The 25,424-nt window shown below is 72.2% G+C and carries 21 protein-coding genes; 11 read left to right on the plus strand and 10 right to left on the minus strand.

Translation table 11 applies throughout. The features are described 5' to 3' along the window. Positions 1 to 202: 202 nt before the first annotated feature. Complete coding sequence (locus tag ACWGKQ_RS28765) at positions 203 to 964, plus strand: SMODS-associated NUDIX domain-containing protein (protein ID WP_453294880.1); 762 nt, start codon at positions 203 to 205, stop codon at positions 962 to 964. Positions 965 to 980: 16 nt separating this feature from the next. Here the strand turns inward: ACWGKQ_RS28765 and ACWGKQ_RS28770 are convergent, their stop codons facing one another. Both ACWGKQ_RS28770 and ACWGKQ_RS28775 read right to left on the minus strand, forming a co-directional pair. Further along, entirely contained in the window at positions 981 to 4,199 is a 3,219-nt protein-coding gene (locus tag ACWGKQ_RS28770; protein ID WP_453294881.1) for a CHAT domain-containing protein, read from the minus strand. A gap of 41 nt (positions 4,200 to 4,240) precedes the next feature. Then, positions 4,241 to 4,711: a hypothetical protein gene (locus ACWGKQ_RS28775; RefSeq protein ID WP_453294882.1), complete on the minus strand. Its 471-nt coding sequence runs from the start codon at positions 4,709 to 4,711 to the stop codon at positions 4,241 to 4,243. 133 nt (positions 4,712 to 4,844) lie between these two features. Between ACWGKQ_RS28775 and ACWGKQ_RS28780 the strand changes: the two genes are divergently transcribed. Both ACWGKQ_RS28780 and ACWGKQ_RS28785 read left to right on the plus strand, forming a co-directional pair. After that, positions 4,845 to 9,782, plus strand: coding sequence for a hypothetical protein (locus ACWGKQ_RS28780; protein WP_453294883.1), 4,938 nt, complete (start codon positions 4,845 to 4,847; stop codon positions 9,780 to 9,782). Between the two features lie 181 nt (positions 9,783 to 9,963). Next, the gene (locus ACWGKQ_RS28785) at positions 9,964 to 10,674 is read left to right on the plus strand and encodes a DUF6193 family natural product biosynthesis protein (RefSeq protein WP_453294884.1); all 711 of its coding nucleotides are present in this window, start codon (positions 9,964 to 9,966) and stop codon (positions 10,672 to 10,674) included. Between the two features lie 43 nt (positions 10,675 to 10,717). On the opposite strand, the gene ACWGKQ_RS28790 is transcribed toward ACWGKQ_RS28785, so the two are convergent. After that, positions 10,718 to 12,466, minus strand: a complete 1,749-nt coding sequence (locus ACWGKQ_RS28790; protein ID WP_453294885.1) for an esterase — start codon at positions 12,464 to 12,466, stop codon at positions 10,718 to 10,720. 357 nt (positions 12,467 to 12,823) lie between these two features. Here ACWGKQ_RS28790 and ACWGKQ_RS28795 point away from each other — a divergent pair, with 357 nt between their 5' ends. From ACWGKQ_RS28795 to ACWGKQ_RS28815, 5 genes are all read left to right on the plus strand, one after another. After that, positions 12,824 to 13,066, plus strand: a complete 243-nt coding sequence (locus ACWGKQ_RS28795) for an aldo/keto reductase (protein ID WP_453294886.1) — start codon at positions 12,824 to 12,826, stop codon at positions 13,064 to 13,066. Positions 13,067 to 13,231: 165 nt separating this feature from the next. Further along, positions 13,232 to 14,074 carry an RNA polymerase sigma factor SigF gene (locus ACWGKQ_RS28800; protein ID WP_453294887.1) on the plus strand — a complete coding sequence of 281 codons (843 nt, stop codon included), beginning with the start codon at positions 13,232 to 13,234 and terminating at the stop codon, positions 14,072 to 14,074. A gap of 276 nt (positions 14,075 to 14,350) precedes the next feature. Continuing rightward, positions 14,351 to 15,244, plus strand: a complete 894-nt coding sequence (locus ACWGKQ_RS28805; RefSeq protein ID WP_453294888.1) for a DUF1963 domain-containing protein — start codon at positions 14,351 to 14,353, stop codon at positions 15,242 to 15,244. A gap of 93 nt (positions 15,245 to 15,337) precedes the next feature. Then, positions 15,338 to 15,799, plus strand: a complete 462-nt coding sequence (locus tag ACWGKQ_RS28810) for a cupin domain-containing protein (protein WP_453294916.1) — start codon at positions 15,338 to 15,340, stop codon at positions 15,797 to 15,799. Between the two features lie 64 nt (positions 15,800 to 15,863). Beyond that, a complete protein-coding gene (locus ACWGKQ_RS28815; RefSeq protein WP_453294889.1) occupies positions 15,864 to 16,799 on the plus strand; it encodes a helix-turn-helix transcriptional regulator in 936 nt (311 codons plus the stop codon). A gap of 32 nt (positions 16,800 to 16,831) precedes the next feature. Here ACWGKQ_RS28815 and ACWGKQ_RS28820 read toward each other — a convergent pair whose 3' ends face one another. Further along, positions 16,832 to 17,005 (minus strand): hypothetical protein, encoded by a 174-nt coding sequence (locus tag ACWGKQ_RS28820; RefSeq protein WP_453294890.1) that lies wholly within the window; start codon positions 17,003 to 17,005, stop codon positions 16,832 to 16,834. Positions 17,006 to 17,332: 327 nt separating this feature from the next. Between ACWGKQ_RS28820 and ACWGKQ_RS28825 the strand changes: the two genes are divergently transcribed. Next, positions 17,333 to 18,073, plus strand: coding sequence for an alpha/beta hydrolase (locus ACWGKQ_RS28825; protein ID WP_453294891.1), 741 nt, complete (start codon positions 17,333 to 17,335; stop codon positions 18,071 to 18,073). A 420-nt stretch (positions 18,074 to 18,493) separates the two neighbouring features. Here the strand turns inward: ACWGKQ_RS28825 and ACWGKQ_RS28830 are convergent, their stop codons facing one another. The 3 genes from ACWGKQ_RS28830 to ACWGKQ_RS28840 all read right to left on the minus strand — a co-directional run bounded on the left by ACWGKQ_RS28830 (position 18,494) and on the right by ACWGKQ_RS28840 (position 21,575). Beyond that, on the minus strand, positions 18,494 to 19,030 hold the full coding sequence (locus ACWGKQ_RS28830) for a GNAT family N-acetyltransferase (RefSeq protein WP_453294892.1): 537 nt from the start codon (positions 19,028 to 19,030) through the stop codon (positions 18,494 to 18,496). A 297-nt stretch (positions 19,031 to 19,327) separates the two neighbouring features. Then, entirely contained in the window at positions 19,328 to 20,083 is a 756-nt protein-coding gene (locus tag ACWGKQ_RS28835; RefSeq protein ID WP_453294893.1) for an SDR family NAD(P)-dependent oxidoreductase, read from the minus strand. Positions 20,084 to 20,096: 13 nt separating this feature from the next. After that, positions 20,097 to 21,575 carry an FAD-dependent monooxygenase gene (locus tag ACWGKQ_RS28840; protein WP_453294894.1) on the minus strand — a complete coding sequence of 493 codons (1,479 nt, stop codon included), beginning with the start codon at positions 21,573 to 21,575 and terminating at the stop codon, positions 20,097 to 20,099. A 105-nt stretch (positions 21,576 to 21,680) separates the two neighbouring features. On the opposite strand from ACWGKQ_RS28840, the gene ACWGKQ_RS28845 reads away from it, so the two are divergent. After that, positions 21,681 to 22,325, plus strand: a complete 645-nt coding sequence (locus ACWGKQ_RS28845; protein ID WP_453294895.1) for a TetR/AcrR family transcriptional regulator C-terminal domain-containing protein — start codon at positions 21,681 to 21,683, stop codon at positions 22,323 to 22,325. An 80-nt stretch (positions 22,326 to 22,405) separates the two neighbouring features. Here ACWGKQ_RS28845 and ACWGKQ_RS28850 read toward each other — a convergent pair whose 3' ends face one another. Further along, entirely contained in the window at positions 22,406 to 22,924 is a 519-nt protein-coding gene (locus ACWGKQ_RS28850; protein ID WP_453294896.1) for a MarR family winged helix-turn-helix transcriptional regulator, read from the minus strand. A gap of 214 nt (positions 22,925 to 23,138) precedes the next feature. On the opposite strand from ACWGKQ_RS28850, the gene ACWGKQ_RS28855 reads away from it, so the two are divergent. Continuing rightward, the gene (locus tag ACWGKQ_RS28855; RefSeq protein WP_453294897.1) at positions 23,139 to 24,077 is read left to right on the plus strand and encodes an acetamidase/formamidase family protein; all 939 of its coding nucleotides are present in this window, start codon (positions 23,139 to 23,141) and stop codon (positions 24,075 to 24,077) included. A gap of 25 nt (positions 24,078 to 24,102) precedes the next feature. On the opposite strand, the gene ACWGKQ_RS28860 is transcribed toward ACWGKQ_RS28855, so the two are convergent. Both ACWGKQ_RS28860 and ACWGKQ_RS28865 read right to left on the minus strand, forming a co-directional pair. Beyond that, the gene (locus ACWGKQ_RS28860) at positions 24,103 to 24,495 is read right to left on the minus strand and encodes a nuclear transport factor 2 family protein (protein WP_453294898.1); all 393 of its coding nucleotides are present in this window, start codon (positions 24,493 to 24,495) and stop codon (positions 24,103 to 24,105) included. A 79-nt stretch (positions 24,496 to 24,574) separates the two neighbouring features. Next, a complete protein-coding gene (locus tag ACWGKQ_RS28865) occupies positions 24,575 to 25,165 on the minus strand; it encodes an ATP-binding protein (protein WP_453294899.1) in 591 nt (196 codons plus the stop codon). Between the last annotated feature and the right edge of the window lie 259 nt (positions 25,166 to 25,424).

The raw sequence follows: 25,424 nt of genomic DNA on the forward strand, positions 1-25,424 counted from the left end.
CTGTTGGAGTCCGGGGGGGGGGGGGTTCTGTTGCCGGCGGGGGGGGGGGGGGGCCCCCCCCCCCCCCCCCCCCCGGCGGATCAGGGTACCCGGGAATCGGGACAAGTCCGGTGTGTCGCGGTCGCGGGCCATGGGGACATTGTCGAGGGGACCAGACGAACGCGAAGACGATTCCGGCGCGACGTCATTCGGGGGTGGGACAGTGCTGGAGGAGATCCTGACCGGGCTGATCGTGTCGGCGCTCGGTTCCGGTGCGGCCGGGCTGTGGCTGCACCGGCGCAGACTGCGGCTGCTGCTGCCGGCACTGCGGCCCGGCCGTCGGATGCGGGTGTCGGCGGCGGTGCTGTTGCGCGTCCAGGACGACGGCGGGTACGTCCTGTTCCACTCGCCGCGCCGTCCCGGCTCCTACGGTCCCCCGGGTGGCGTCGCCAAGTACTCCGCCGGGGCCCGAGGGCACCTGGAGCGACTGGGCTTCCATGAGGAGCCGCGCAGCCAGCCCAACATGCGGCACGACCTCCGGGGTTTCGTGCCCTCCAGAGCGCTGGCCGGATTCGCACGCTGGTGGGCCAAGGGCGAGGGGCGGGAGTCCGCGACGGAGTGCCTGCGCCGTGAACTGGACGAGGAACTGGCCGAGGTGGGGCACCCGGACCTCGGCGTCGATCTCACGAGCGTCGACTTCGTCGCCGTACGCACCGTGCTGGACGGTCCGCACCGGGTGCCCGGACAGCCGTACCGGCAGTTGCGTCTGATGGAGGTCTGCGACCTCGACCCAGCGTCGGCGGGTGCCACCGAACTGCGTCGGCTGCTGCTGGACCTGGCGGATGATCCCGCCGACGGAGGGGTCATCCGGGTGTCGGCGTACGACATCGAGTACGGCCGACTCGACGCGTGCTACATCCAGCCGCAGTCCGCCTATCTCTTCGGGGCGCGGCGCCTCAACGCGGATCTGCCGATTCTGCGGTGAGGCGCGCGGGGCGGGTTCAGCAGCCGGTATGGCAGTAACCGGCCCACACCAGCGGCGAGTTCGTCAGCCGGGCGGAACGCAGGACGGCGTGCAGTGCCGTCGCCGGGTCCTCGGCTCCTGCCGCGGCCGCCCCGGGCACTGCCAGGCGGCCGAAGAAACCGCCGGTGATTTCCGGGGCACCCGCGTCGAGCACCGACCACAGGCTCGCCACGACCTGCCGGAACCCGGCGATCTGGAGCGCGCCGGCCAACGAGAGGGCCTCGTCGGGCAGCGTCAGGTCGCCCAACGCGCTCTCGCAGGAGGACAGATAGGCGAGGTCGGCGGTGCGCAGTCGCAGCGCGGCGATCTCCCGCATGGTGAGCGGACCGTCCTGGGTGTACAGGGCGGTGCGGCCGGGGTCGCTCGGACTCTGGACGCTGTGCCCCACGAAGAGCAGCCCGCGATACCGGTGGAGTTCGGCCGTGACGCGTGCCAGGGTCGCCCCGCGTCCGGCCATCACCAGGGAGCCGTTCTCCCCTCCCGGGGGCTGCGCGGCACGAACCGCCCGCACCTCCCGCGCGGCGTGCCGCAGGCGCGGCCTGCCCGGGAGGCGCGGAACACAGACCGTGAGCAGGCTGCGCCGTGCCGCCTCGCCGGAGTCCCCGGGATCCGCGGGCGGTTGCCGTGAGGCGATCAGGGAGCGCAGCGTGGGTGTGTAGGAGGAGATCACCCGGTCGGCGACTCCGGTGTCGCGCAGGCGGGCCGGGTCGTAGCGCTGGGCGGCGTGCAGGGGCAGCAGCGCGAGGGACCCGGTGGGGCACCACCACAGCCGGGGCCAGGCGTCGTCCTCCCGGTGGTCCAGGCCGAGGCCGGTGAGCACCGGCTCGGCCACGGCGCTCCACAGCCAGGCCAGCGTCTCGCGCAGGGCCTCGCCGGCTGCCGTACGCGTCCGGGCTGTGCCGGGCCGCCGCAGCCCCGCGACGAGCCGCAGGTGGGTGCGGGCGGCGGCGCGCAGCCGGTCCCGGGTCAGGCCGGGCAGCGGGACGCAGCGGACGCCGCCGGTGGTGACGACGAGCGCGTCGCAGCGCAGCCTGCTCACGTTGACGACGACCACGGGGCCGCGTTCGGCGGCGGCGCGCAGTTCGGTGGCGTCCGGAGACAGCAGGAACCTCTCCAGCCCCGGCAGGCGCCGGATCCTCGCCAGCAGCGCCTCCCGTTCGGCTGCCGCCGCCGAGCAGCGTGCCATGGCCTGGGTGAGCCCCGGGTCCGAGGGCTCCGGTGGTGCCCGCCAGTCGAACGTACGGTGTTCGAGCACGTCCTGGAGGCGGCGCAGCCGCCGGGCCAGCGCGGGCCGGGTCCGGTCGAGCAGATCGTGCCCGCCGCGCCCGCCGACCGCCTGCGCCAGCAGCACGCCCCGTCCCTGCTCCAGCAGTTCCAGCGCCAGCTCGTGGCGCCCCTGTTCGATGGCACAGGCGGCGGCCTCCCCGGCCACCCCCGAGAACTCCCGCAGCAACCGCTCCTGATCGAGCCGCCCCAGCCCGAACCAGGCCAGGGCCTCCAGCAGCCCTACGGCATCCCGGTAACCGTCGACGGCATCCGCCCGCCGCGGATCGACCGCCGCCGCCAGCTGCCCCCGGTACAGCGCGGCCCTGGCTCGCCCCAGCACAGGGGCGGTCGGCACGCGCGCCGCCGCCGCGTAGGCGGCGAGCGCGCGCTCCCGTTCCCGTTGGGCGGGGGCCCGCCGCCCGGTACGGGCCGGCGGCGCCAGTTTCGCGCGCTCCTCGTGGGCCGCGCCCAGGTTGGTCAGATAGCGGCAGCGGTCCGGTTCGTCGGCGGTGCGTACGGCTTCGCGGACGACGCCCACCGCGCGGTCGAGGTCGGACGGGGACCCGCCGGCGCGGTGCCGGCCGATGAGCGCGTTGCCCAGGTTGGACAGCGCGCCCGGGCGGTTCGGGTCGCCCACCGGGGTCAGTGCGAGTGCCTCCTCGTACGCCGCGACGGCCGCCTCGGTGTGCTCGGCGCCGCCCCGTACGTCGTAGCGCCGCTGGTGCAGGGTGCCGAGGTTCTCCAGATGCGCCCGCCGCAGCCGGTGCGGGTGGCTCAGCGCGTCCTGAAGGGCGTCCTCGGCCAGCTCGAGCGCCGTATCGTCCTTCGTCCGGTCGAAGACGCGCAGACAGATGCCGGCGAGGTTGCCCCGCCGCAACGCCCAGTCCGGGTGGTCGCGCGGGGTCGCCGCGACCGCGTGCGTCATGTGGTCGAGCGCGGCCCGCAGCGCGTCCGTGTCCGCCGTCTGCTCGAAGTGGCGCGCCAGTGCCCACGCCAGATTCCCCCGGCGGTCGGCTTGTTCGACTCCGTTCGGCGGGGTGTTCCGGAGGCTGTCGGTCAGCAGCCGCACCGCCTCGGCGAGCGACTGCGCGTCGCCCGTGCGCTCGAAACGGGTGATGAGCGTAGAAGCGAGGTTCGACTGGTACAGCGCCCGGTCCGGGTCGTCGCGGGCCGTCGCCCGCAGGGACAGGCGCTGGACGTGCACCGCCGCGTCCAGGTCCGCCATGGCTCCGCCCGAGACCTCGAAGCGCGCGGCCAGGGCCGCGCCCAGGTTGCCCAGCAGGGCCGTACGGTCCTTGCCGCCGTGCGGCGAGGCGGCGGGGCGCACACTCCCGTCCGGTGCGCCGGCCCCCCGGGCGAAGTCGGCCACCGCGGCGTCCAGCGCCTGCCGGTCGCCGGTCCGTTCGAACAGCGCCCAGTGCGCGGAGCCCCGGTTGCTGTGGAGTGCGGCCAGGTGCGGGTGGTCCGGCGCGGCCACCGCGAGCGCACCGTGCAGCAGGACCAGGGCACGGCGCACGGCGCCGGTGTCGTTCGCGCGCTCCGCGTGCCCGAGCACGCGCATGCCCACCGCGTGCCGGGCGAGCGCCAGCACCTGCGTCTCCGGGACACCGCGGTAGACGGCCCGGTACTTGAGGACCAGGCCCGGATCGGGTCCGCCAGGGGTGAGCGCCAGGGCGGCCAGCAACACCTCGGCGCCGGAACGGACTTCGGCGGCGTGCCGTCCGGGATCGTGCCGGCCGCGCTGCCGGTGCAACTGCGCCACCAGCGACGCGGTCCGCAACGCCGCCACCGGCACGTCCGCTTCGTCGCGGGGCGTCCAGTCGACGCCGGCGAGCACCTCGTCGGCCAGCCACAGCGCCGTGTCGGAGAGCAGCACGGTGGCGTCGTCCGTCTCCTGGACGTCGCGCAGAAGCGTGCCGAGTTCCGCCACGGCGTCGCGGTCGCCGGGCTCCCGCGGATCCGCCGCCGCGCTCAGCGGGTGCCGTCCGGGGCGGGCTCCGTGGTCCGGGGGAGCTGCCTCATGTCGAGGTTCAGCAGCCAGCACCTCGGAGTGAGCAGGAGAGTGGTCCGGACCCGTCGGCACCGGTCGTCGGGGCAGCCGAACTCCTCGCTCTCCGAATCCCATTCGTCGTCGAGCCAGACGCTGTCCGGCTCCCCGTCCGTTTGGGCCTCGCCGCCCGCATCCGCCGTCCCGCCGTCGTCGCCGTACCGGATGGTCGAATCGTCCCGGCCCGCGTCGAGCCGCTCGATCTCGTCGACCAGGTCCTGCCATCGCGACAGCAGGGCGGCGGTGGGCGTACCGGGCCCGGTCACCAGGGCCCGCCAGTCGTCCTGGAGGGCATGGGCGTGCGCGCGCACCCGGATGTCATGGAACCGCTCGCATACGTCGTCCCAGCTCAACGGCCCCGTCGTGGCCCCGTCCGCGGTGTCCGTCCCGGTCACGTCGCCTCTCCCGCCGCGTGCAGTGTGCCCTCGAATCGTAGTCGCCGCGGCACCCGTCGTCGCTGTAAGTGCCGACGCGGCTACGCTGTACCGGGCGCCGTGGCGACGGCGGTCACGGTCGGCAGGGGGCAGGGTGCGGATCACGTTCGCCGAGCAGTTCGACAGGGCGGCCCAGGCACGCATCTCGGCCGCGCTGCACCGGGTCGGGACGGCCGACGCATCCGGGAGTGCGCCGGGACTCTCCCCGTGGGCCCCCGAACACATCGACGTGGAGCGGCAGTTCGGCGACGGCCTGAGCGGCGCGACGGTCATCGGTCTGCGCGTGAAGACGGACGGGGCGTGGACCCGGCACGTGGCCAAACTGGCCCCGGCCGCCGAGGCGTACGACGAACTCCAGGCGTTCCGGCGGATCTTCTCCCAGCTTCCCTACACGCTCATCGTGCCTGTCCGCACCGCGACCCCGGGCGCCCACGACCCCGCCGCGGCACTGGACTTCGAACCCGACGAGGCGGTGGTCTACGTCGACGTGGTCACGTGGGCGGGGTGCGAGCCGGACCAGGAGGTGGTGAGCCTGGAGCAGTTGGCCGAACGGGCGGTGGCACCGAGCGGTACCCCCGACGATGTGGAAAGCGCAGTGGCCGCGCTGGACCGTCTGCTGAGCCTCGCCTCCCAGGCGATGTACCAGGGGGCGAGACCCCGGCGGGACCAGGACGACCGGATGGCCGCGAAGCGGTCGCTCGGCCCCGACGTGTGGGTGGTGGTGAACGGCGTCGACCCGGAGGGCCAGCCGGTGTACGGCGCACCGGACCCGGACACCCTCAAAGCCCATGTGGCGGTGCCTCTCGACGTCGTACGAGCGGGACTCGCACCACCTGGAGAACAAGGGGCCCTGTCTCCCGGTCAGTTCGTCACGCTCACCGTGCCCGGGGCGCACACCACCGATGAAGGGTTCCTGATCCGGCGTGACAACGCGGTGGTGGCCGTGGAGTTCGAAACCGGCTGCGACCTGACCGCGCTGCGCGGCCTGGACCCGGAGAAGGTGCGGTACGTCCACGGCAAGGTGACGGACACCCGTCCGCACCGCGCCCGGCGGCGCATCGCCGCCGCCCTGGGGGCGGTCGACGACACACCAGGGGTCGTCCGGGTGGACGGCACGCGCGCCCGGGACCCCTTCGCGCTGCTCGAACACGTCGTCCGTGAGCGCACCGCCGCCACCCTCGTCGGCGTGGTCCACGGCGACCTCAACCACCGCAACATCCTGTTCTGCGACGGCCGGCCCTTCCTCATCGACTACGCCAGAGGGCAGCGCGACATGCCGGTGCTGGACGATCTGGCCTGGCTGGAGCTGAACATGCTGCGCCGGCCCCTGGCCGAGGGGCTGACCTTCGACGACCTCGTGGCCGTACAGCGCGTTCTGCTGCTCGGCGACCTGGTGGCGGACCTGCTGCCACCGGACTCGGACGGTCTCGCCGCGCTCGGCGAACGGCTCGCCGGGCTCGTCGCCCACCGGGGCCGGCACGCGGTCGCCGCGATCCGGCTGCTGGCCGCCCTCCGGGCGCGGGTGCGGCGGATCTGCGCGGGCAAGGACACCGGGCAGCCGTGGTGGAGCGAGTACCAGGTCGCCCTGCTGCTCGCCGCGCACCGCGCGTTCAAGTGGCCGGACGACCTGCAGACGACGGCGGCCTGGCGGGCCCAGGTGGCATCGGCCTGCGTCGCGACGGAAGCCCTGGAGCACGGCGGCCCCTGCCTGCGCCTGTGGGACGCATCCGAACTCGTCGCCGCCACGCGGGCTTTGCTGCCCTTGCTCCCGGACGAGCCGGATCCCCGGGCGGCGGGTCTCCTGGCCGCGGTGGTCGACGGGCTGCCGGCGGAGGAGGGCACCGGTCTCACGGATGTCCTCCGGTCCTGCCGGGCCGGCGTGGCCCGTGCGGTGGCCGGTCCGGCGACGCATCGACGGCTGCGGGAACTCGACGAGGAGCGGAAGGCGCGCACTCCGTTCATCGACCTGGCCGCAGCTGCCGCGGGTCCCGTACCGGGGCCCGGGCCGCGCCGGCGGACCTGGTCCGCGGCCCCGAGCGCCGTCGAAGAGGTGCTGGCCACCTCGCACGTGCTGGTGCTCGGCGGGGTCGGTTCGGGCCGCACGACGCTGCTCGGCGAGGCGGAACGCAGAAGACTGGCCGCCCTGCTGGGGGACGTCGAGGGGGCTGCGACCGCCGTTCCGGGGCTGTTGCCCGTGCGTCCGGCGGGGACGGCGATCGCCCGGTGCGCGGACGCGGACGCGCTGGAAGACCAGGTCGGGGCGGTGCTGGAGGCGGTGGCACCCGGCGCCGACCGGACGAACCTGCTCAGGGCGGGCGTGGTGCACCTCCTGGTCGATCTGTCGGGCGGAGCGGAAGCGCCCACGACGGCCAGGGCCTTGCGGGAGTTCACCGGCCGATGGCCGGCGGTAGCGGTCACGGTGGCGGCACCCGGCCTGGAGCCGACCGCCGAGTACGACGACTGCACCGCCGTCCGTCTGCTCGGTCCCCGGCCGGAGCAGGCCGCGCGCTATCTCGCCCGCCGATCGGCGCAGCGCGGGCTCGGCCCCGAGCACGCCGCGGAACTCGCCGACCTGGCGCTGTCCGACATCTGGGCGGAGCTGTTGCGGGAGGGACGCTGTTCGCCCCTGCTGCTCTCACGGCTCGCCCGCTGGCCCGTCGGAGGGCCCGCACGGCGCCGACCGGGCAACGAACACGAAGTGCTGGACGCCTACTTCACAGAGATCACCGCGAACTGGCCCGACCCGGCGCTGCGTTACGTGAAGGCGCGTGCCGCACACCTCACCGATCCCGCGGAGGAGCCGCGCGGTGGCGGTGAACTCCGGGAGGAGCTGCGGGCCGTACTCGTCGACTCGGGGGTGCTGACCGAGGAAGGAGCCTTCCATCGCGTCGAGGAGCGGGAGTACTTCGCGTTCCGCTGGCTGCGTTCGAGGGCCCACGACAGGGAGCTGCTCCGGCGGTTGGCACTTCGGCACCGCTGGTACGGGGCCTTCCGATGGCTGTCCGCGCTGGCGGCGGTGCCCGGGGAGGTGCTGCCGCGACTCGTCAACGAGCTCACGGAGGCAGATCCGGTACAGGCCGCTGCCCTGCTGGGAGCCTCGCCTGGTCCCTCGCGCAGGCTGGTCGAGGCATTCCTGGGCGGCCGGGCCGCGGTCCTCGCGGACCCGCGGGCCGGAGAGCTGGAACACCTCGCTGCGGCCGACGCGCTCGCCGCGTTCGACGCGCGAGTCGCCTACCGCCACCTCTTCACCGCCCTGACGGACACCGACGGCCCGCCGACCGCCCGGACGGCGGCCCTGCACGCCCTGGTCACGGCGGCCCGCACCACCCGTCAGGCCTCGTACGGCCGCCGCATCTCAGCGGAACTGGCCCACCGGCTGGCCCCGTTGCTGACCTCGGACGCCCCGCGGGAACTGACGCTGTCGGCGCTGCACGCCGTCGGGACGCTCACCCTGCACCGCTTGGCGCTCCGCACGGCCGATCTGGTCCGGCCCGGCATGCCATGGCCCGTGGTCCGGGCCGCGCTCGCGGCCCTGGACGCCCTGGACGTGTCCGAGCCCGCCGCCCTGGCGCAGACCCGGCTGTCGGTGGAGCGCGCAGGGCTGGCGTACGTCGAGCGGGCCCTGGACGGTCCGCTCTCCGGTGGCGAAGCCGCCGACCTCGTCGTGGAGCGCGTGCGGCTGCTGCGGCGGCTGCCCGGCCCCGAGCACGTCCGGGCGCTGCTGGAGCGGCGGTTCGCGCCGGGGCTGGGGGAGTTGTCCGGGGAACTGCTGGAGGAGCACCTCCGAAGCGTGCCGCGCCCGGAGACCGCGACACCGTACGAGGACGTGCTGTGGCGGAGGGGCGAGCCCGACTCCGCCCACCAGGTGCTGCGCACCACCCCCGACGAGCTGTGCCGCACCGCCGCCCTGCACCGGCTGCTGTACGACGCACCCGAGCGCGGCGCCGACGCCTTCACCCTGCTGTCCGGGCCGGACTCGCCGGCCGGGGCCGGCCTCCTCAAACGTGCCGGGCCCGTCGCGGCCACCGTGCGGTCGCTGCCCGCGGAACTCCTGGCGGACGCCGCGCTGTTCGGGGTCAGGGCGGCCGAGGCATGCGATCCGGCCTGCTCCCTGGACGGCATCGCGGCACTCGTCGACGCGGTCTTCGCCCGCGACCGGCCGACCGGGCTCCGGCTCGCGCGCCGGGCGCACCGCCACTTCGCCGCCGCCGGCGTGCCGGCCCGATTCCACGGCGCCTGGGCCGCCACCCTGCTCCGCTGCTCGGCCGACCCGGCCATCGTCACGGCCCTGCTGTCCTCACCCGACACCGACGACCAGAGCCTCGCCCTCGATGTCCTGGCGGACCCCGGTTTCCTGCTGCTGGCGGGGCCGGTCCCGGCCCGCATCGCCGAAGGCTGTGCGGACCGAGTCGCAGAAGGGGTGCTGAAGGGGCTGCGCACGGCCGGGCCCGCCGAAGTACCGCGTCTCGCCCGGGTGTCGGCCGTGCTCGGACTGGTGGACGCGCTGCCCCTGCTGTGCGATCTGATCGCGCGGCACGACGGCGCGGACTCGGCGGTACCGGTCTCGCTCGGCGCCTTCGGAGTGCGTGAGGTGGCGCCGTTCGCGGACCTCCTCGCGGCGACGGGGTACCTGGCCGCCCGGGCGGGTGCCGGGCATACGGACGCCGTCCGCGCGTACCGGGCGGTGCGGGAGTTCGACACGTCCGGTGCCCATCCCAGCGTGGCGGTGGGCAGGTTCGCCGCCCTGGCCGTGGCGGGAGACTGGCAGCCCGTGCTCGACGCCCTCCCGGGCGAGGATCCCCGGCTGCCCGTCATCGCCGGGAACGCCCTGATCCACTGGCTCCCCGGCCCGTTCACCCCGGCCGACGCCGACGCTTCCGCGGCCGCCCGCCGGGTTGCCGACCGCCTCGCCCACGACGACGGACTGACGCCCGAGGCCCGTTCCCACCTGTACGGCCTGCGGATCACGCTGGAACGCCGCACCGGCACTGCCACCGTCGCCCGCCCCGCTCACACCCCGCTGCCGCGATAGCCCGCCCACTCCACCGGTGGCAACCGGCCGCGAGCCGCGCGGACGGCGGTGTGCAGGACCATCGCCACCCACGGCTCCGCCGGCCTCGCACAGTTCGAGGTCGCGCGGCCAACCTCCGACAGGCGATCATTCCGGGATGACTCAGCCTCGGCCCACAGGTCAGCTGCGCCGGCCAAGTCCGTTGCTCTACCCCGACCTTGCGGTCGCCGGCGGCCTGGCTGCGGCGCTTGGCGAGTGTGCCGCCCAGAACGGTCTGGACGTGGGCACGGTACGTGCCATCGGGGACGCGACACTGCTCACCGTATGCGTGACCAGCCGAAGCCCGAACCTCGACAAGCTCACCGTGCATCTGGGAGCCGTGGAGCGCGTCTTTCTCGTCGCTGCGTGGGGCCGCGGCGTGAATCTGACCAACGGCTCCACCACCGACCTCACCGAGCTGGCGACAGCCGCTGCCGCCTGGCATCACGGCGGCACTCTCGCCGAACTCCACGCCGCTGCACCGCTCTTGGTCTTCGGTGCTCTTGCCGCGGCCCATGAGCGTGGCCCCGAACATGCCGTGGCGGAGAAGTGGCGCCGCTTTCTGGAGCCGCATCCGTACAGGGACCTGGACATGATCCGCGCCGCCTACGCCGAGCCCAGGCTTCGGGTGCTCTTTCCGTTCACCAGTCACGACGTCCTGAGGTTCAGCCGGTGTACGGGGTACCCGTACACCGGAGACGTCTCCGCGATCCACCCGCTCGGCCTCGGCCGGTATGCGGTACAGCATCCTGGAGAGGAGTTCTCCAGAGAACGCGCCGATACGTGCACGGCGCGGGAAGCAGCGGCGCTGGTCGTCGCCCGCATGCCCGACACCTGGGGGCCGGCGATTGCCGGAACGGTGCCGGGCGCCTGACCGGGAGTCGCTGGTCGGGCGCCCGGGCTGTCCGGAGGGGTGGTCACTTCCTGGTGACGGACTCCACCCAGCTGATGAAGTTCGTCGTCGCGTCGCCGGTGCGCTCGGCCATGGTGTGCGCCTTGGCCCACACGGTGGCGAAGTCGACGTCGCGGATGCCGTAGTTCTGCAGAGCCAACTGGAGGTTGATCTCGGTCGTGTTGGCCGTGTCACCCTGCATGATGCCGGTGCGGATGCGCCAGTGGCGCGCCGGCTGCGACCGGCGGTAGCCGCCGAAGGCGGGTGAGAGGAAGTACAGCGGGTTGTACGCGTCGGACCGCCAGGCCATGTCCTTGCCGACGCTGTCCTTCTTGGCGAAGTCGCTGTCGTACGCCGCGGAGCCGTAGTCGGACTCCCAGTCGGAGTACGTGGCGTACGTCGTCTCGTTCGCCTTGACGACGTCACGGGTGAGCGGCGCGAAGTGCGAGGGAGCGTCGAGCCCCATCGCGAAGACGCCGTTCTCGGTCTGCCCGCGGGAGTACCCGTCGAACGCGCCGACCGGCTTGTTCGCCGTCTTCTGGCTGTTGACGAAGCCTTCGAGGCCGGACACCGTGGCGGTGTTGGTCGTGGCGTCGTAGGTGACCCAGGTGCTGTCGGTGTTGAGGTAGGCGATGTAGTCGTCGACCGTCTCGTACGTGGTGGAGGACCCGGTCTGGCCCGATCCGGGCGGGCCGCCCATCGTCGTGATCGTGTACGGGAAGGTGTTGTCGGACAGGAAGTCGTTCAGCGAGGTGGTGATCACCTCGATCAGGTGGTCGTAGTAGCTGCCGGCCAGGTAGGTGCCGCTGCTGGACTCGGTCAGCTTCAGGCGCCTGCCCTGCTCGTCGCGCAGCCCCAGGCGGTTGACGTACTTGGGCCAGGCCTTCGCGAGGTCCGACGAGTAGGCGCTCGTCCAGGTGCCGGACGCGCGCGTGCCCGTCGAGGCGAACTGGCCCATGTTCCACTCGTACGACAGGTTGGCCTCGTGCAGGCTGGTGATCGGGCACCAGGCCATGACGCCGGCGACCGCGTCGCTGAGGGGCCGGCCCTGGGCGTCCTCCATCGCCGCGCCGATCGTGCGCAGGTACGGGTGGAACAGCGGGCTGTCACCGGACGCGCCCGCCACGGTGTCCTGGGCGCCGCCGCCGCTCATGCCGAACAGCACGATGTCGTCCGTACTGCCGGGCAGGACGCCCCGGTTGTACCGCAGGAAGCGGACCGCGGCCTTGAGGTCGGTCACGCCCCAGGGGGCCGCGTCGGAGCGGGTGCCGGTCGAGCTGTCCCGGCCGCGCAGACCCGGCCACACGTAGATCTGCCCGGCCTCCAGGTACTGCTGCACGCTGCTGTAGCTGTAGGACGTGGCCGGCTTCTGCGCCGCGTAGCCGGGGGTGTTGACCGGGATCACGATCGGCGCCGTGCGTCCCGAGTACGCGCCGACGGTGCCCTTCGGGTCGACCGTCGCCGTGTACGTGGTCCCGTCACTGTTCGCGGTGGCCGTCAGATAGGCGCCCGGCACGTAGATCGACAGGTTCTCGTAGTCCGTCGTGGCCGGGTTCGCGACGTACACCTTCCCGAGCTGGTAGTACACGTCGTTGGTCGAGTCGTACGACCAGGCGGTGGAATCGAACTCCAGCGAGTACGCCGAGGTCGTGCTCGCCGAGCTGCCCGACGACGAGGTGGCGGCGAAGGCCGTGCCTGCCGCGCCCTCGGCGATGCCGAACGCGGCCATGGCTGCGACGCCCGTGGCGCTCCGGATCACAGTTCTGCGGTTCATGTCCACCCGTGGACCTCCTTGTGCAGCGGGTTGCGTGGTCACAGCCGTACCTGCGGCATCGCCCGGGCGACACCGCGGACCGGTCGGGGGCTGTGCGGCTCGAGTCCCAGACTGTAGGCAAGGAGCACCAGAATTGTTAACAATTTCGATGATAATTTTGTTAGAAGGTTTCCCGTGCCGGTGGCCACGCGGCGGCGGGCCTCAACCGGCGTTGATGACGACGCACTTCACCTGGGTCCAGTCCGCCGGGTAGTCGGGGCCCATCGAGCGGCCGAACCCGCTGTGCCGGTGGCCAGTCGCCGGCGATGAGTCGGGTGCCGTCGGGGAGGAGGGCGGGAAGACGGCGGGGCCTGCCGGGTGATCAGGCGGCCCCGGCCGGCGTCCGGACGGGCGGGCCGTGCCCGCCGGCAGCGCTGCCGGGAACTCGCCGAGCGGCTCGGCTGCCGGCCCGAGACCGTCGCGCCGGCCTGGACCGTCCACCACCCCGGCGTCTGGCCGTCCATCGGCCCGAGGACGACCGCCCAGATCGACAGCTCCCTCGACGCGCGCCGCCGCACGCTGACCGAGGAGCAGGTCCACTGGCTCCGGCACGGCCGGTGAGTTCCGGGCGTTCCCGGTGACCGAGCGGCTGCGCGCGCAGCGGTGATGGAGAACGACGCGAAACCGACGGCGGCTTCAGGAATGCCGGTCGGCGGCCGGGGTAGGCGCGTGCTTGCCGGAAGACGGACCGGTGACGACGAGGACGATCGACTGGGAGGGCGCATCATGCCGACGACGACCGTACGGACCGCCGGGCGGACGGCGGAGGTTCCGGAGATCGCGGACCCCTCCAAGGTCGCGCCGAAGGACGCACGGGAGTTGTCGAAGCTGTTCTTCGACCAGCTGGCGGTACTGGAGGAGGGCACGCCCGAGTACCAGTACGCACGCAACACGCTGATCGAGATGAACATGTCCCTGGTCCGCTACGCGGCCGGCCGGTTCCGCAGCCGGGGAGCGGACGAGATGGAGGACATCGTCCAGGTCGGCATGATCGGCCTCATCAAGGCGATCGACCGCTTCGAGCTGGCGCGCGAGGTCGAGTTCACCTCCTTCGCCGTGCCGTACATCGTCGGCGAGATCAAGCGGTTCTTCCGCGACACCTCCTGGGCCGTGCACGTCCCGCGCCGGCTCCAGGAGGCCCGCGTCCAGCTCGCCCGGGCCACCGACGAACTCCGCAGCCGCCTCGGCCGTACCCCCACGGTCAGGGAACTGTCCGACCTGATGAGCCTGCCCGAGGACGAGGTGCGGGAGGCCCGCCTGGCCGCCAACGGCTACAACTCCTCCTCGCTGGACGCCACGATCAACGGCAGCGAGGACGGCGAGAGCGCCCTACAGGACTTCATCGGCACCGAGGACGCCGCGCTGGAACTGGTGGAGGACTTCCACACCCTGGCCCCGCTGATCGCCGAACTCGGCGAGCGTGACCGGCAGATCATCCACATGCGGTTCGTGGAGGAGCTCACCCAGGCCCAGATCGGCGAACGCCTGGGCGTCTCCCAGATGCACGTCTCCCGTCTCCTGTCCCGCACCCTCGCCCGCCTCCGCGAAGGCATGCTCACGGCTCGGTGACGGCGGGTGGCCCGCGGGGCTGCCGGTCTCGGCATGCAGCGCGCGCAGCGTGTCCGACCCGAAACGGGCTGGGCGAGGTCGCGTCGCCTGCGCAGAAAAGGCATACGCACCTGTATGCGCGCGACACTCGACGACAACGCGGGACACCCGCGGCAGGGGGACGACTGGAACATCGTACGGGGCGAGGACTGACCGCCGTCCGCCCGGCCACGGGCCGGCTGGTTCGCATGCGGGGCCGGGGGCCGGCTGTCAGAGCTCGGGCATAGGTTTTCACCCATGACTCCTGACCTGTTCGGTCGGCTTGCGCCGTTCCGTGAGGAAGCACTGCGGCGCGGGTTGTCATCCCAGGACGTCGAGCGGTGGATCGGCACCGCCCGTGCGTCCGGGACACTCGTCACGCGTGGGCAGGGACCGGTCGTCGGCCGGTTCGGCGGGCCGTTGCTGCTGCCCGCCGACGCCCCCGACCCCTGGTACCCGCTGCTCGCCACCCTCGACTGCGCTGCCCTGCCCGAGGAGGTGACGGGCCTGCCGCTGCCGGCCGACGGTCACCTGCTGCTCTTCGGCTTCCCCGAGATGACGTACTACAGCGCCGGCGCCGGTGAGGTCGTGTACGTCCCCGCCGGTACGGCCGTAGCGGAGCGGGAGGTCAAGTACCGCTGCCTCTACGGCGAGGACGAGAACGCGCTCGACGACGCGATGCTGCGCGTCCACGAGCAGTTCCCCGAGGAGGAACTGCGTCTTGCGGCGGACGTCTCCCTGCCGTACCACTTCCTGGTCCCGTCCCCGGAGCCCGGCGGGGAGGACACCCTGCTCCCCGGCCATCCGCGCGCCTGGGAACTGGCCGAGGCGTGGCTGGACACGTGCGGTGGCATCGTCGTCGACGGCCCGCTGCACATCGGCGGGTACGCCTTCCACGAGTGCACGGAGACCGACCCTGTGGCAGACGCCGCGCAGGAGGCGGAGCAGGGGCGACGGCACCGGATCGCGGGGGCGCACGAGTCCGCCGACGCCGTGGCGCTGCCCACCCCCGAGAACTGGACCCTGCTCGCCCAGTGGGACATCGGTCTCAACGGGCGCGAGGGATCCACCCTGCACTGGGTGATCCCGCGGCAGGACCTGGCCGAGCGCCGCTTCGACCGCGCACACGTCTCGTTCTTCTGGAACCCCTGAGCGGATTCGCCCCCGGCCCGTGGGTGGTACTGCTGTTCCCACTCCGGGCCCTGGCGGGGACAGTACGGTCAAGGCGATGCTGGCCGGGTGAGCATGGCTTATCTCGCGCAACCCGAACAGCAGCAGAAACTCGAATGGCTCGACGGCGGCATCTTCTCCGTCCTGCTCGACGGCGCCGCCACCGACGGCCGGCTGACCGTCGGGAGATTCAGCGTCGCCAAGGGCGAAGCCCCGCCGTACCACCTGCACACCCGCGAGGACGAGGTGTTCCTGCTGCTCTCCGGCACCGCCCTGGTGTGGTCCGACGACCAGGAGATGGAACTGTCCGAGGGCGGCATCGTCTACCTGCCCAGGAACGTGCCGCACGGCTACCGCATCACCTCCGAGACCGCCGACCTGCTGATGATCTGCACCCCGGCCGGCATCGAGGGGATGTTCCGGCACGCCGGACGCGACCTGTCCACCCCACGCCCCGACGGCTTCGAGATCGCACCCGAGGTGTTGGCCGAGGCCGCCGACAGGTACGGCCAGGTCGTCCTCGGACCACCGCGCTGACCGCTCCCCCCGGTATCTTCCCGCCCCGTACAGGCGCCCACGACGTCGGTAGCATCTCCTACCGATGACAGGTACGGGCAGCAGTTTCGGCATCGCGTTGCGCGGCTGGCGCGAGCGGGTGTCGCCGTCGGAGGCGGGCCTGACCGCCGTACCCGGCGCCGACACCGGCCGGCGGGTGCGCGGGCTGCGCCGCGCGGAACTGGCCTGTGCGGCGGGGCTGTCGGTGGACTACGTCGTACGACTGGAACAGGGCCGGGCCCGTCACCCCTCACCACAGGTCGTCGCCGCGCTGGCCCGGGTGCTGAGACTGAGCGCCGCCGAACGCGACCATCTCTTCCGCTGCGCCGACCTCATGCCGCCGTCGTCGGGGAACGTTCCCCTCGACGTGCCGTCACGGGTGGAGCGGCTCGCGCACCGCATGGGCGGGAACCCGGTCGCGGTCTTCGCCGCCGACTGGACCCTGGTGAGCTGGAACGCGATGTGGGCCGCCACGATCGGTGAGCCCGGCGTGTACGGCTGGGCGGGGCGCAACCTCGTCGCCGGGATGTTCCGCTCGGTCGGCGGCCGTAGACCCGAGTCCATCGCGGCCTGGCCCGTTCGGTCCTGGCTGGGCGACCGCGCCGAGGAGGAGGCGCTCGTCGCCGACCTCCGCGTCACCGCAGCCGCCTACCCCGCCGACGCCCGCCTGGCCGGTCTCGTCGACGACATGATCCGCGCCAACCCGCGTTTTGCCCGGCTGTGGTCCGGTGGATCCGCCGGCGCGCTGAGCGGTGACCGCAAGACGGTCGTACACCCGCTGGTCGGAGACATCGACCTGGAACTGGACACCCTGACGGTCGCCGGCACCGACTTCCGCGTCGTCACCTACACCGCGGATCCGGACACCGCCGACGAGTCCAAGCTGGACACGCTGCGCGCGAGCGTACGGGGGCAGCAACCGCGAATGCCGCAGGTACCGCGCGGACTCGGCGTTCCCGGCGCACGAGCGGGCGGGCGATGACGCGTCCGTTCCCACGGCCGTGGAACGCACGGTCAGCGCCGCCTCCGGTACGACCAGCCGCTGCCGATTCCCGCCACGTGCAGAGCCAGGGCGGTCAGTCCCAGCAGCATCATGTTCGTGGAAGTGAACGTGTCATTGGTGCTGATGTCCGCCGCGTTGATCAGAAAGGCGATGAAGAACAACACCGCCGCAACTATGCCGATCATGTGCGAGCTCCTCTCGTAGGGGTGAATCCCGTATGCCCGCACATCACCTCCACACACCCGCCGCGGTTTCCCTGAGGCCGACCGTGCGCAGCGCCTCGCCGGCGGTGGTGCGCAGGTGATGAGGCTCCTCGGTATCCGGCCACGGAGCCCGCGCGAGAAATCGTTTGGCGGTCCGCGGCGGCCCCTGCTACTTTCGCGGTGGCCGTGCGAGAGAACGAGGAGGTGGTACCCGTGAACGAATCGACGTGGGTGCTCTCCTCCGGGGTCACGGTCGGGCGATAGGTCGTCCGGGAGCGCCGTTCAAGCGCACTCCCGAAAGGCACGACCATGGCCCTTCACTTCACTTCCGAACAGCGCCTTGACGACGGCGTCCTCGAACGCGCATTCACCCTCGGCGAGATCCCCGGCATCCTGTGGACGCCCGGATCCGCATCCGCACCGGTGCCGCTGATCCTGCTCGGCCACCCCCCGCTGGGGCTGCACAGGATGTACCCCCGGCTGGTGGCGCGGGCCCGGCACGCCGCGGCGGACGGCTTCGCCGCGGCCACCATCGAGCTCCCCGGCAGCGGCGACCGCCCCCGTTGGGCCGCCGTCGAGCAGGCCCGCGCCGACCTGCGCCGGGTGATGGAAGCCGGCGAGCCGGTCAGCGACGAGATCATCGACGCGCTCATCCTCCCGCTGGTCGACAGGGCGGTCCCGGAATGGCAGGCCGCCCTTGACGCCCTCCTGTCGCTGCCCGGGGTCGTCGGCCCGGTCGGGTATTCGGGGGGCGTGATCTCCATCGGCGTGCGCCTTGCGGTGGTCGAGCCGCGCATCGGGGCCGCCGGTCTCTTCGCCGGGAGTTTCGTGCCCCGCGCCATGTTCGAGGAGGCCCGCCGGGTCACCATTCCGCTGCACGTCCTGCTGCAGTGGGACGACGCAGGGAACGACCGGCAGGCGGCCCTGGACCTGTTCGACGCCTTCGGCTCCAAGGAGAAGTCCCTGTACGCCAATATGGGCGGCCACACCGGCGTCCCGCAGTTCGCGGGGGACGCCGCGGCCCAGTTCTTCACCCGGCACCTGAAGTGAGGGCCGGGCCGCCAGGCCATCGGCAGCCGGTGAGCCAGGTCTGAGCTGTGGGCCCCTGCCAACTCGTCAGGGGCCCACATGGCCGGCGGCGAGTCTTGTCCTCGGACGCATGATCGAGACTGAGCGGCTGCTCCCGCGCCCTCTGCAGGTGTCCGACGTCGACGTTTTCGCCGGGCTCCATACCGACCCGCAAGCTGAAGTCGAGCGGGGAGTTCATCGGCCGCAGCGGTCTGCAGGCTCAGGGGTGTCTGGCCTGGGGGTTCGCGCCGCGACGGGAGGACGATCTGCAGGGCCGCCCGGACACGGTGTATGCCGTGGACCGTCCGTCCAACCTGCCCGCTCGTTGACCGCCGGGTGAGTCACGACAGCAGGACCTCGTTCTCGACAGAGGCCCTTGTCGCCATGCCGGGTGGCCCTGCGTCACATAGGGAGCGAGAACAGCCGCACTGGCCCTGAGGGCCAGCGGGCACCGTCGAGCAGGGGCGTCACCATGGTCTGCAGGGGCATGGTCACCAGACGGTCTTCGGGTTGCTCGACGAGTACGTCCGCATCGAGCGGGTGCCATCCGAGGCGCTGGTAGAGCGGCACCAGGGGAGGTCGGCAGAACAGGAGTGCGTGCTGAGGACCCATCGTGCGGGCGTGCTCCAGGGCAGCCGAGACGACGAGCCGAGCCAGGCCCTTGCCTTGCATGCCGGGTGCGACGGCCACCCCGCCGACGCCCACCACCTCTGTCTCGGCGTCGCCGATCGCGACCGGCAGCCGCAGCAGGCCGGCGTGTGCCACGAGCCGGTCCTGGTGTCTGATTCCGAAGTGTTCTTCTTTCGGCAGCCAGGTCAGACCGGCCGAGGCGACACCGAAGGGATCATCGCTGGTGCCGAGGATCTCCTCCTGGTCCGCCTTCGTGTACTGGGGGAGCCGCACCACACTCGGTGCCACGGAGGATCGGTCGTCAGACATACCCACATCATGATCTCTCCTCCGAGCACCGGCCAAGTCGATTCATCCGACGACACCGGGCGCTGTCGCTCCCGGTCGACATGGCCGACCGCGATCGCACCCACATGAAGGTTCAGTCGGCATCCGCTGCCGCCAACTCGTCAGCGGTGCAGCCGTTTTGCGGGGTTGCTTTTCGCGGAGCGCGACCTGTGTGAGGTCATCGCGGTCGAGCGTGTCGGCAGGGAGGTCGCCGCCGTCGTGGTGAACGTCGTGACGGCGGCAACCGTCCCTCTGTGAGCCGGAGTCGGCCCCGTGGTGTCAGAATCCGCGTCGGGCGCCGCCGTCCACCTGGAGCATGATTCCGGTCAGGTACGAGGCTGCCGGTGACAGCATGAACGCGCCGGCGCGTCCGAACTCGTCCGGTGTGCCGTACCGCCGCAGCGGAATCCGGGACTCGTTGGCGGCCCGCGTCGCTTCCGCGTCGGCGGTCAGCCCGTCCAGCTCACGCATGCGATCCGTGCCGATCCGTCCCGGCAGCAGTCCGAAGACACGGATGCCGCGCGGCCCCAGCTCGTCCGCGAGCGACTTGGCGAGTCCGGCGAGACCTGGTCGCAGGCCGTTGGAGAGGACCATCCCGGGGGTCGGCTCGTGCGCCGTGATAGACAGGACGAACCCGATCGAGCCTCCGGGTGCCAGCTCCGCGGCAGCCGTCCGCGCGAGCCGCACCGTGCCCAGGAACACCGACTCGAACGAGGCCTGCCACTGTGCGTCGGTGTGGTCCGCGATGAGGCCCGCGGGTGGCCCGCCGACGCTGACGAGGATGCCGTCGAAGCCGCCGAACCGCTCCCGTGCGGTGGCGATCAGCAGCTCCGGCGCCCGCGGGTCGGCGTTGTCGACGCCGACCCCGACCGCGTTCGGACCGAGCTCCGCCGCCGCCTCGGCCGCACGCCCGTCGTCGCGGCCGGCCACGACCACCCTGGCCCCGTCGGCGACCAGTTCGCGGGCGACGGCGAAGCCCAGCCCGCGCGTGGCGCCGGTGAGGACGTACACCCTGTCCTTGAGTTCGAGATCCATGGCCCGTGTCCCCTCAGTGGCCCAGGGCGGCGGCGATGACCTCGTCCACCGCCGCGCCGAGCTTGGCGTCGTCCTGCTCCGTCCAGGCCCAGGCGACATGTCCGTCGGGCCGGATCAGGGCGGCCCGCACGTCGTCCCAGCCCTCGTGTGCCTGGTCCGGCGTCCCGCCGTACACGGTGATCCGCTGCTGCGCGCGGTCGGCGAGGGCGCCGTCGGCGGTCAGGTCGAGCAGGACGTACGCGTCCGCCCGCAGCAGGCCGAACAGGGTGGCATCCGTGCCGGTGAAGGTGAGGCCGGGAGCGCGGGCGCCGGTCAGCGGGTGTGCCGCCGGGTCGTCGCTGGGGTAGCCGATGCCGATCGCGCTGATCTTTCCGGCCAGGATCCGGCCGAACTCCGGTACGGCGGCGATCAGATGGGCGGTCAGGGACCGCATGGCGAGCGCCTCGGGCGTGAAGGTGGTCAGCAGGAGGGTCTGGGCGCGGCTGTGCTCCTCCAACTGGGTTCCGATCAGGTGCCGTTCGGTGTGATATGTGTCCAACAGACCTTCCGGGGCCCAGCCGTTGATGGTGGCGGCCAGTTTCCACCCGAGGTTGTGGGCGTCCTGCATGCCGTAGTTCATGCCGACGCCGCCGGTGGGGAAGTGCTGGTGGGCGGCGTCGCCCGCGAGCAGCACGCGGCCGCGCCGGTACTCGGTGGCCAGCCTGGTCGTGTTGCTGTACCGGGACAGCCAGGACGGGTCGCGCATGCCGAAGTCGTCCCCGGTGATGGCGACGGTCTTCTGCCGCAGCTCGTCCAGCGTGAGGTCGCCGGGCCACTGAGTGGTGTTCCCGTCGGGGCTGGTGCCGGCCAGACGCCACCGGTTGCCGGGCAACGGCGCGATCAGTACGCCGCCGTGCTCGTTGAACTGGTTGAAGGCGAGCGGGGGCGGGTTGTCGAGTGCCACGTCGCCGAGCCAGCCGAGGAAGTTGAACGGGGTGCCCGGGAAGTCGATGCCGGCGCGCTCGCGCACGGTGCTGCGGCAGCCGTCACAGCCGGCGAGGTACTCGGCCTCGATCTCGTACGTCCCCTGTTCCCCCGCCACCTGCACGGTCACCGAGTCCGCGTGCTCGGTGAAGCCGGTGACGCGGTGCCCGCGCCGCACGGTGGCGCCCAGCCCGCGGGCGTACTCCTCGAACAGCTGCTCGGTGCGGGCCTGCGGCAGGAAGATGGTGTACGGGAACGGGGTGTCCAGCAGCGCGAAGTCGAGCCGGCTGTGGAGATTGGCGAAGTGGCCGGTCGGGATCTTCGGTGCCTCGTCGTGGAACCGCTGGTGGATCCCGCGTGAGGCCAGCAGTTCGATGCTCCGCGGATGCATGGTGAGCGCCTTGGAGCGCTGATCGATCTCGGTGCGCTCCTCCAGGACCGTGACGGAGACGCCGTTCAGCCGTAGCTCGGCGGCGAGCCAGAGCCCGACGGGCCCGCCGCCGGCGATGACGACCTGCTGCCTTTCCATGCGATCACCTTTCCTTGGGTCTGTGGCCAGGTTGTGAGACCGCCAAGCTTCTTGGTCGCTCTTGGTCGCTGACCAAGACTCTGGCGTGGTCAGTAAACTAGGTCAATGACCAACAGGCAACAAGGCGACCGACTGGATCCCGCCACCGTGATCCGTGCGGCACTGGAACTGCTGGACGAGAAGGGCCTGGAGGCGCTGTCCACCCGAGCGGTCGCCGACCGTCTCGGCGTCCGCATGAACACCGTGCTGTGGCATGTGAAGACCAAGGCCCGGATGCTGGAGCTGATGGCGGACGCCGTACTCGGCGAGATCCGGCTGACCGGACTGCCGGCCGCCCCCGACGACCGTGTGCGCGAACTGGCCCGCCGCTACCGCCGCGCCCTCCTCGCCCACCGCGACGGCGCCGCCCTCGTCGTCGGCACGTATGGAGTCGACCCGCACACCCTGCGCTTCGCGGACATCCTGGTGGGGGCGCTGCTCGAGTGCGGTCTCGAGGACCGCGAGGTGGCCTGGACCGCCTGGGCGATCACCTACTTCGCCCTGGGGCTCGCCCAGGAGGAGCAGGCGGCCGGAGACCGCCCGCTGGGGGAGGCGCTGGCGAACGCGGTCTCCGAGGCGACCCACCCTTCGCTGCACCGGGTGGTCGCCCATCTCACGCCGGGTTCCTTCGACGAGCGATTCGAGTTCGGCGTGGCCGCGATCCTCGCCGGGCGACCGTCCCCCGGCGCCGAGGCGCGGCACCAGGGGTGAGCGCGGTGCGTACGGGGTGCGAACCGCGTACGCGTGGCGCGACGTGCATGCCGCGTGCATGCGCGGCTTGCCCCGGAGGATCAGCGCGGCTCTCCTCCGCCCTGGGACGCACCGCCACCGGGCGAGTCCTCTGAGCCGTCGGCCACCACTTCCGACCGGGTGAACGGCTCCTCGGCGGTGAAGCGGTGCAGCATGCGGGCGAAGGCGCGGGCCTCGCCGTCGGGCCAGTCGGCGAGCGAGTCGGAGATCCGCTGGGCCAGGCGCTCCCGGGTGGCCCGCAGGGCCCGCTCCCCGGTAGGGGTGAGCACCAGCAGGGTGGCCCGTCCGTCGGCGGGGTCCGGCTCCCGGCGCAGCAGTCCCGCCTGCTTCAGGCGGGTGGCGCGACGGGTCACCCCGGACCGGTCCAGGCCGATCTCGGCGGCCAGTTCCGCGGCGCTCACGGCCCCGACCCGGGCCAGGCCGCTGAGTACCGGGTAGGTGGTCTCGTCCACCGACGCGCCGATGCCCTCGGTGAGCCGGCGGTAGAGCTGCGCACGGGTACTGCGCCGCAGCAGCAGCCCCAGGGTGTCGGCGATCTCGTGACCCACATCGTTCGGCATGGCAGGAAAATCAGCGTGCGCGGCGCATGTGAAGCACCTGCGGAGGACGCCGCGTGCGGGTTGCGTGCGGCAACGCGTCGACGGTCGACGGGTGCGCGCCGATTCTGCCTCCAAGGCATGCAATTGTGCCTCTGAGGCTTGACGCAAGAGAGGCGGGAGGGCAGAGTCCGAGGGGCTTCCACTCACGCGTTCCCGGCCTGGCGAGGACGGTCTCATGAGTCACCATGTCGTACCGAAGGATCCCCATCGCCTGTGGTCGGTGGCGCACGAACCGGCACTGGAGGTGGCGGACGGAGACACCGTCTCCTTCGAGCTCACCGAGGCGACGGGCGGGCAGTTCACGCCGGAGTCGACCGTCGACGCCATCGCGGGGTTCGACTGGGACCGGGTGTATCCGCTGGCCGGGCCGATCATGGTGAGAGGCGCCGAGCCGGGGGACGTGGTGGAGGTGGAGTTCCTGGACCTGCGGCCGGTCGACTGGGGGTGGACCGCGGTACTGCCCGGCCTCGGCCTGCTCGCCGAGGACTTTCCGGACGCGCACCTCCACCTGTGGGACCTGTCCGGCGGCGCGAGCGCCGACTTCCTCGGGGTCGCGAAGGTGCCCGTCCGGCCGTTCTGCGGAGTGGTGGGCGTCTGCCCGGACGTCGTGGAGCCCCGGAGTGTGATGCCGCCCGGCCACTACGGCGGCAACGTGGACTGCCGGGACCTGGTGGCCGGCACCAAGGTCTACCTCCCGGTCCAGGTGCCCGGCGCCCGGCTCGCTCTCGGAGATCCGCACGCGGCCCAGGGCGACGGCGAACTGTGTGTCAGCGCGATCGAGGCCTCGCTCGCCGGGGCCGCGCGGATCCGGCTGCACAAGGGGCGGCGGATCGCGGCGCCCCAGTTCGAGACGGCGGGCCCGGTGCGGGACGGCGACGACAGGGCGGGCCATTACGCCACGATGGGCGTCGGGCCCGACCTGATGCGTGCCGCGCAGGACGCCACCCGGGCGATGATCGACCACCTGGGGGCCCAGTACGGTCTGGCCCCGGTGGACGCCTATGTGCTGTGCAGCGTCGCCGTGGACCTGCGGATCACCGAAGTGGTCGACGCGCCGAACTGGGTGGTCTCCGCGTACCTGCCCAAGGCCTTCTTCCGGGCGACCGACGGCTGACGCGGGCCGTGGCGGCGCGAGCCCGTCAGCGGGCGCTGCCGATGTTCCGGTCGGCGTCGGAGCCCTCGATCATCAGCGTGGTCTCCTCGACGCGGTCGAAGCGGCCGTCGGGGGCGAGGTCCCCGAAGGCGTAGACCTCCATGCGCACGGTCGAACCGTCCTTCTTCTCGATGTGTGCGGTGTGGCGGTCGGCGTACTTCGTACCGTCGTACAGCTCGTCGTGGACGTCGACACGGCCGCCGGCGACCACCGTCCGCAGGTGGGCGATGTGCTCCACGAACCCGGCGCGGTCGTCCCAGCGCCCGTCCGTGCGCTGGCGGTAATCCGGGGTGAAGTGACGGTCGACGGCTTCTTCCAGCGAGATGGCCGGGTTGAAGAGCAGGTCGGTGAGGGCGGTCTTCATGTCGGTACGGGACATGGGGGTACTCCTTCGCGAAAATGCGTGCGTTGCGCACGCTTCTCCTTGACCGTAGCACCGGATGCGTGCGCAACGCACGCTATTTCCACGTCTGGATGTCGCAGGGCTCATGGGTGTGTTCCGGACGGCACCGGGAAGCGGGAGCGGGCGGCCTGTGGGCCCGGTCGTCGGGGAGCTGGACGCATGCCCAGGCCCGAGTGCCGTCGCGGTCGTCGGAGTCCACCCGGTAGTGGCTGGCCAGGGTGTTCACGAGCAGGAGTCCGCGGCCGCCCTCCGCGTCCTGTGGCACTTCGTGCGGGGGAGCGGGGGTGCGGGTGTGGCCCTGGTCGGCGACGAGCACCCAGGCGTGCCGTGCGGACAGCAGGAGCGAGACAGTGATCTCGTCGCCGGCGACATGTATCACGGCGTTGGTGACGAGCTCGCTCGTGATGAGTGTGAGCACGTCGACCGTCTCCGCGGGGACGTTCCATGCGCGGCAGCCGGCGCGTACCCGTCTGCGGGCCTCGCCCGGTGTGCGCGGCGACCGGCCGGGGAGCCGCCAGGACACGCGCAGGCGGTGTTCGAGGTGTGGCGGGACGTCCACCGCCGGTGCGCGGGGCGGGATCGGCGGCGGTGTGGGCGGCTGTTCCCGGGTGGCGGTCCGAGTCTCGGGCGAGGTGTGTGCGGTCATTGCGGGGGTCCTGTCACCTGGATTCGGGGCCGGTGGGTCGGACGGGCTCCCGTCCGACCTGCGCGCTCTGCTGCGGAATCCCCTCCAGGCTGAAACCGGACGGCGACTAATGTCAACCTCTGAGGCAATTTGACTTGCCTGGGTGGTATGAGAGTGCGGCTGCTGGGCCGAGCGGCCGGACCCTCGTCGATTTTCGACCTCTGAGGCAATTTAATGTGCCCTGTAGGTTGACTGGGGTGCGCTGGGTGCTGACTCTATG

The sequence above is a fragment of the Streptomyces sp. NPDC054770 genome (genome assembly GCF_053611985.1).

Coding starts and splice junctions, on each gene's coding strand:
- ACWGKQ_RS28810 (WP_453294916.1), top strand. CDS start 15,338: ATGGCTTATCTCGCGCAACCCGAACAGCAGCAGAAACTCGAATGGCTC.
- ACWGKQ_RS28865 (WP_453294899.1), bottom strand. CDS start 25,165: ATGACCGCACACACCTCGCCCGAGACTCGGACCGCCACCCGGGAACAG.
- ACWGKQ_RS28835 (WP_453294893.1), bottom strand. CDS start 20,083: ATGGATCTCGAACTCAAGGACAGGGTGTACGTCCTCACCGGCGCCACG.
- ACWGKQ_RS28830 (WP_453294892.1), bottom strand. CDS start 19,030: ATGTCTGACGACCGATCCTCCGTGGCACCGAGTGTGGTGCGGCTCCCC.
- ACWGKQ_RS28850 (WP_453294896.1), bottom strand. CDS start 22,924: ATGCCGAACGATGTGGGTCACGAGATCGCCGACACCCTGGGGCTGCTG.
- ACWGKQ_RS28820 (WP_453294890.1), bottom strand. CDS start 17,005: ATGATCGGCATAGTTGCGGCGGTGTTGTTCTTCATCGCCTTTCTGATC.
- ACWGKQ_RS28840 (WP_453294894.1), bottom strand. CDS start 21,575: ATGGAAAGGCAGCAGGTCGTCATCGCCGGCGGCGGGCCCGTCGGGCTC.
- ACWGKQ_RS28860 (WP_453294898.1), bottom strand. CDS start 24,495: ATGTCCCGTACCGACATGAAGACCGCCCTCACCGACCTGCTCTTCAAC.
- ACWGKQ_RS28805 (WP_453294888.1), top strand. CDS start 14,351: ATGACTCCTGACCTGTTCGGTCGGCTTGCGCCGTTCCGTGAGGAAGCA.
- ACWGKQ_RS28825 (WP_453294891.1), top strand. CDS start 17,333: ATGGCCCTTCACTTCACTTCCGAACAGCGCCTTGACGACGGCGTCCTC.
- ACWGKQ_RS28790 (WP_453294885.1), bottom strand. CDS start 12,466: ATGAACCGCAGAACTGTGATCCGGAGCGCCACGGGCGTCGCAGCCATG.
- ACWGKQ_RS28815 (WP_453294889.1), top strand. CDS start 15,864: ATGACAGGTACGGGCAGCAGTTTCGGCATCGCGTTGCGCGGCTGGCGC.
- ACWGKQ_RS28800 (WP_453294887.1), top strand. CDS start 13,232: ATGCCGACGACGACCGTACGGACCGCCGGGCGGACGGCGGAGGTTCCG.
- ACWGKQ_RS28855 (WP_453294897.1), top strand. CDS start 23,139: ATGAGTCACCATGTCGTACCGAAGGATCCCCATCGCCTGTGGTCGGTG.
- ACWGKQ_RS28845 (WP_453294895.1), top strand. CDS start 21,681: ATGACCAACAGGCAACAAGGCGACCGACTGGATCCCGCCACCGTGATC.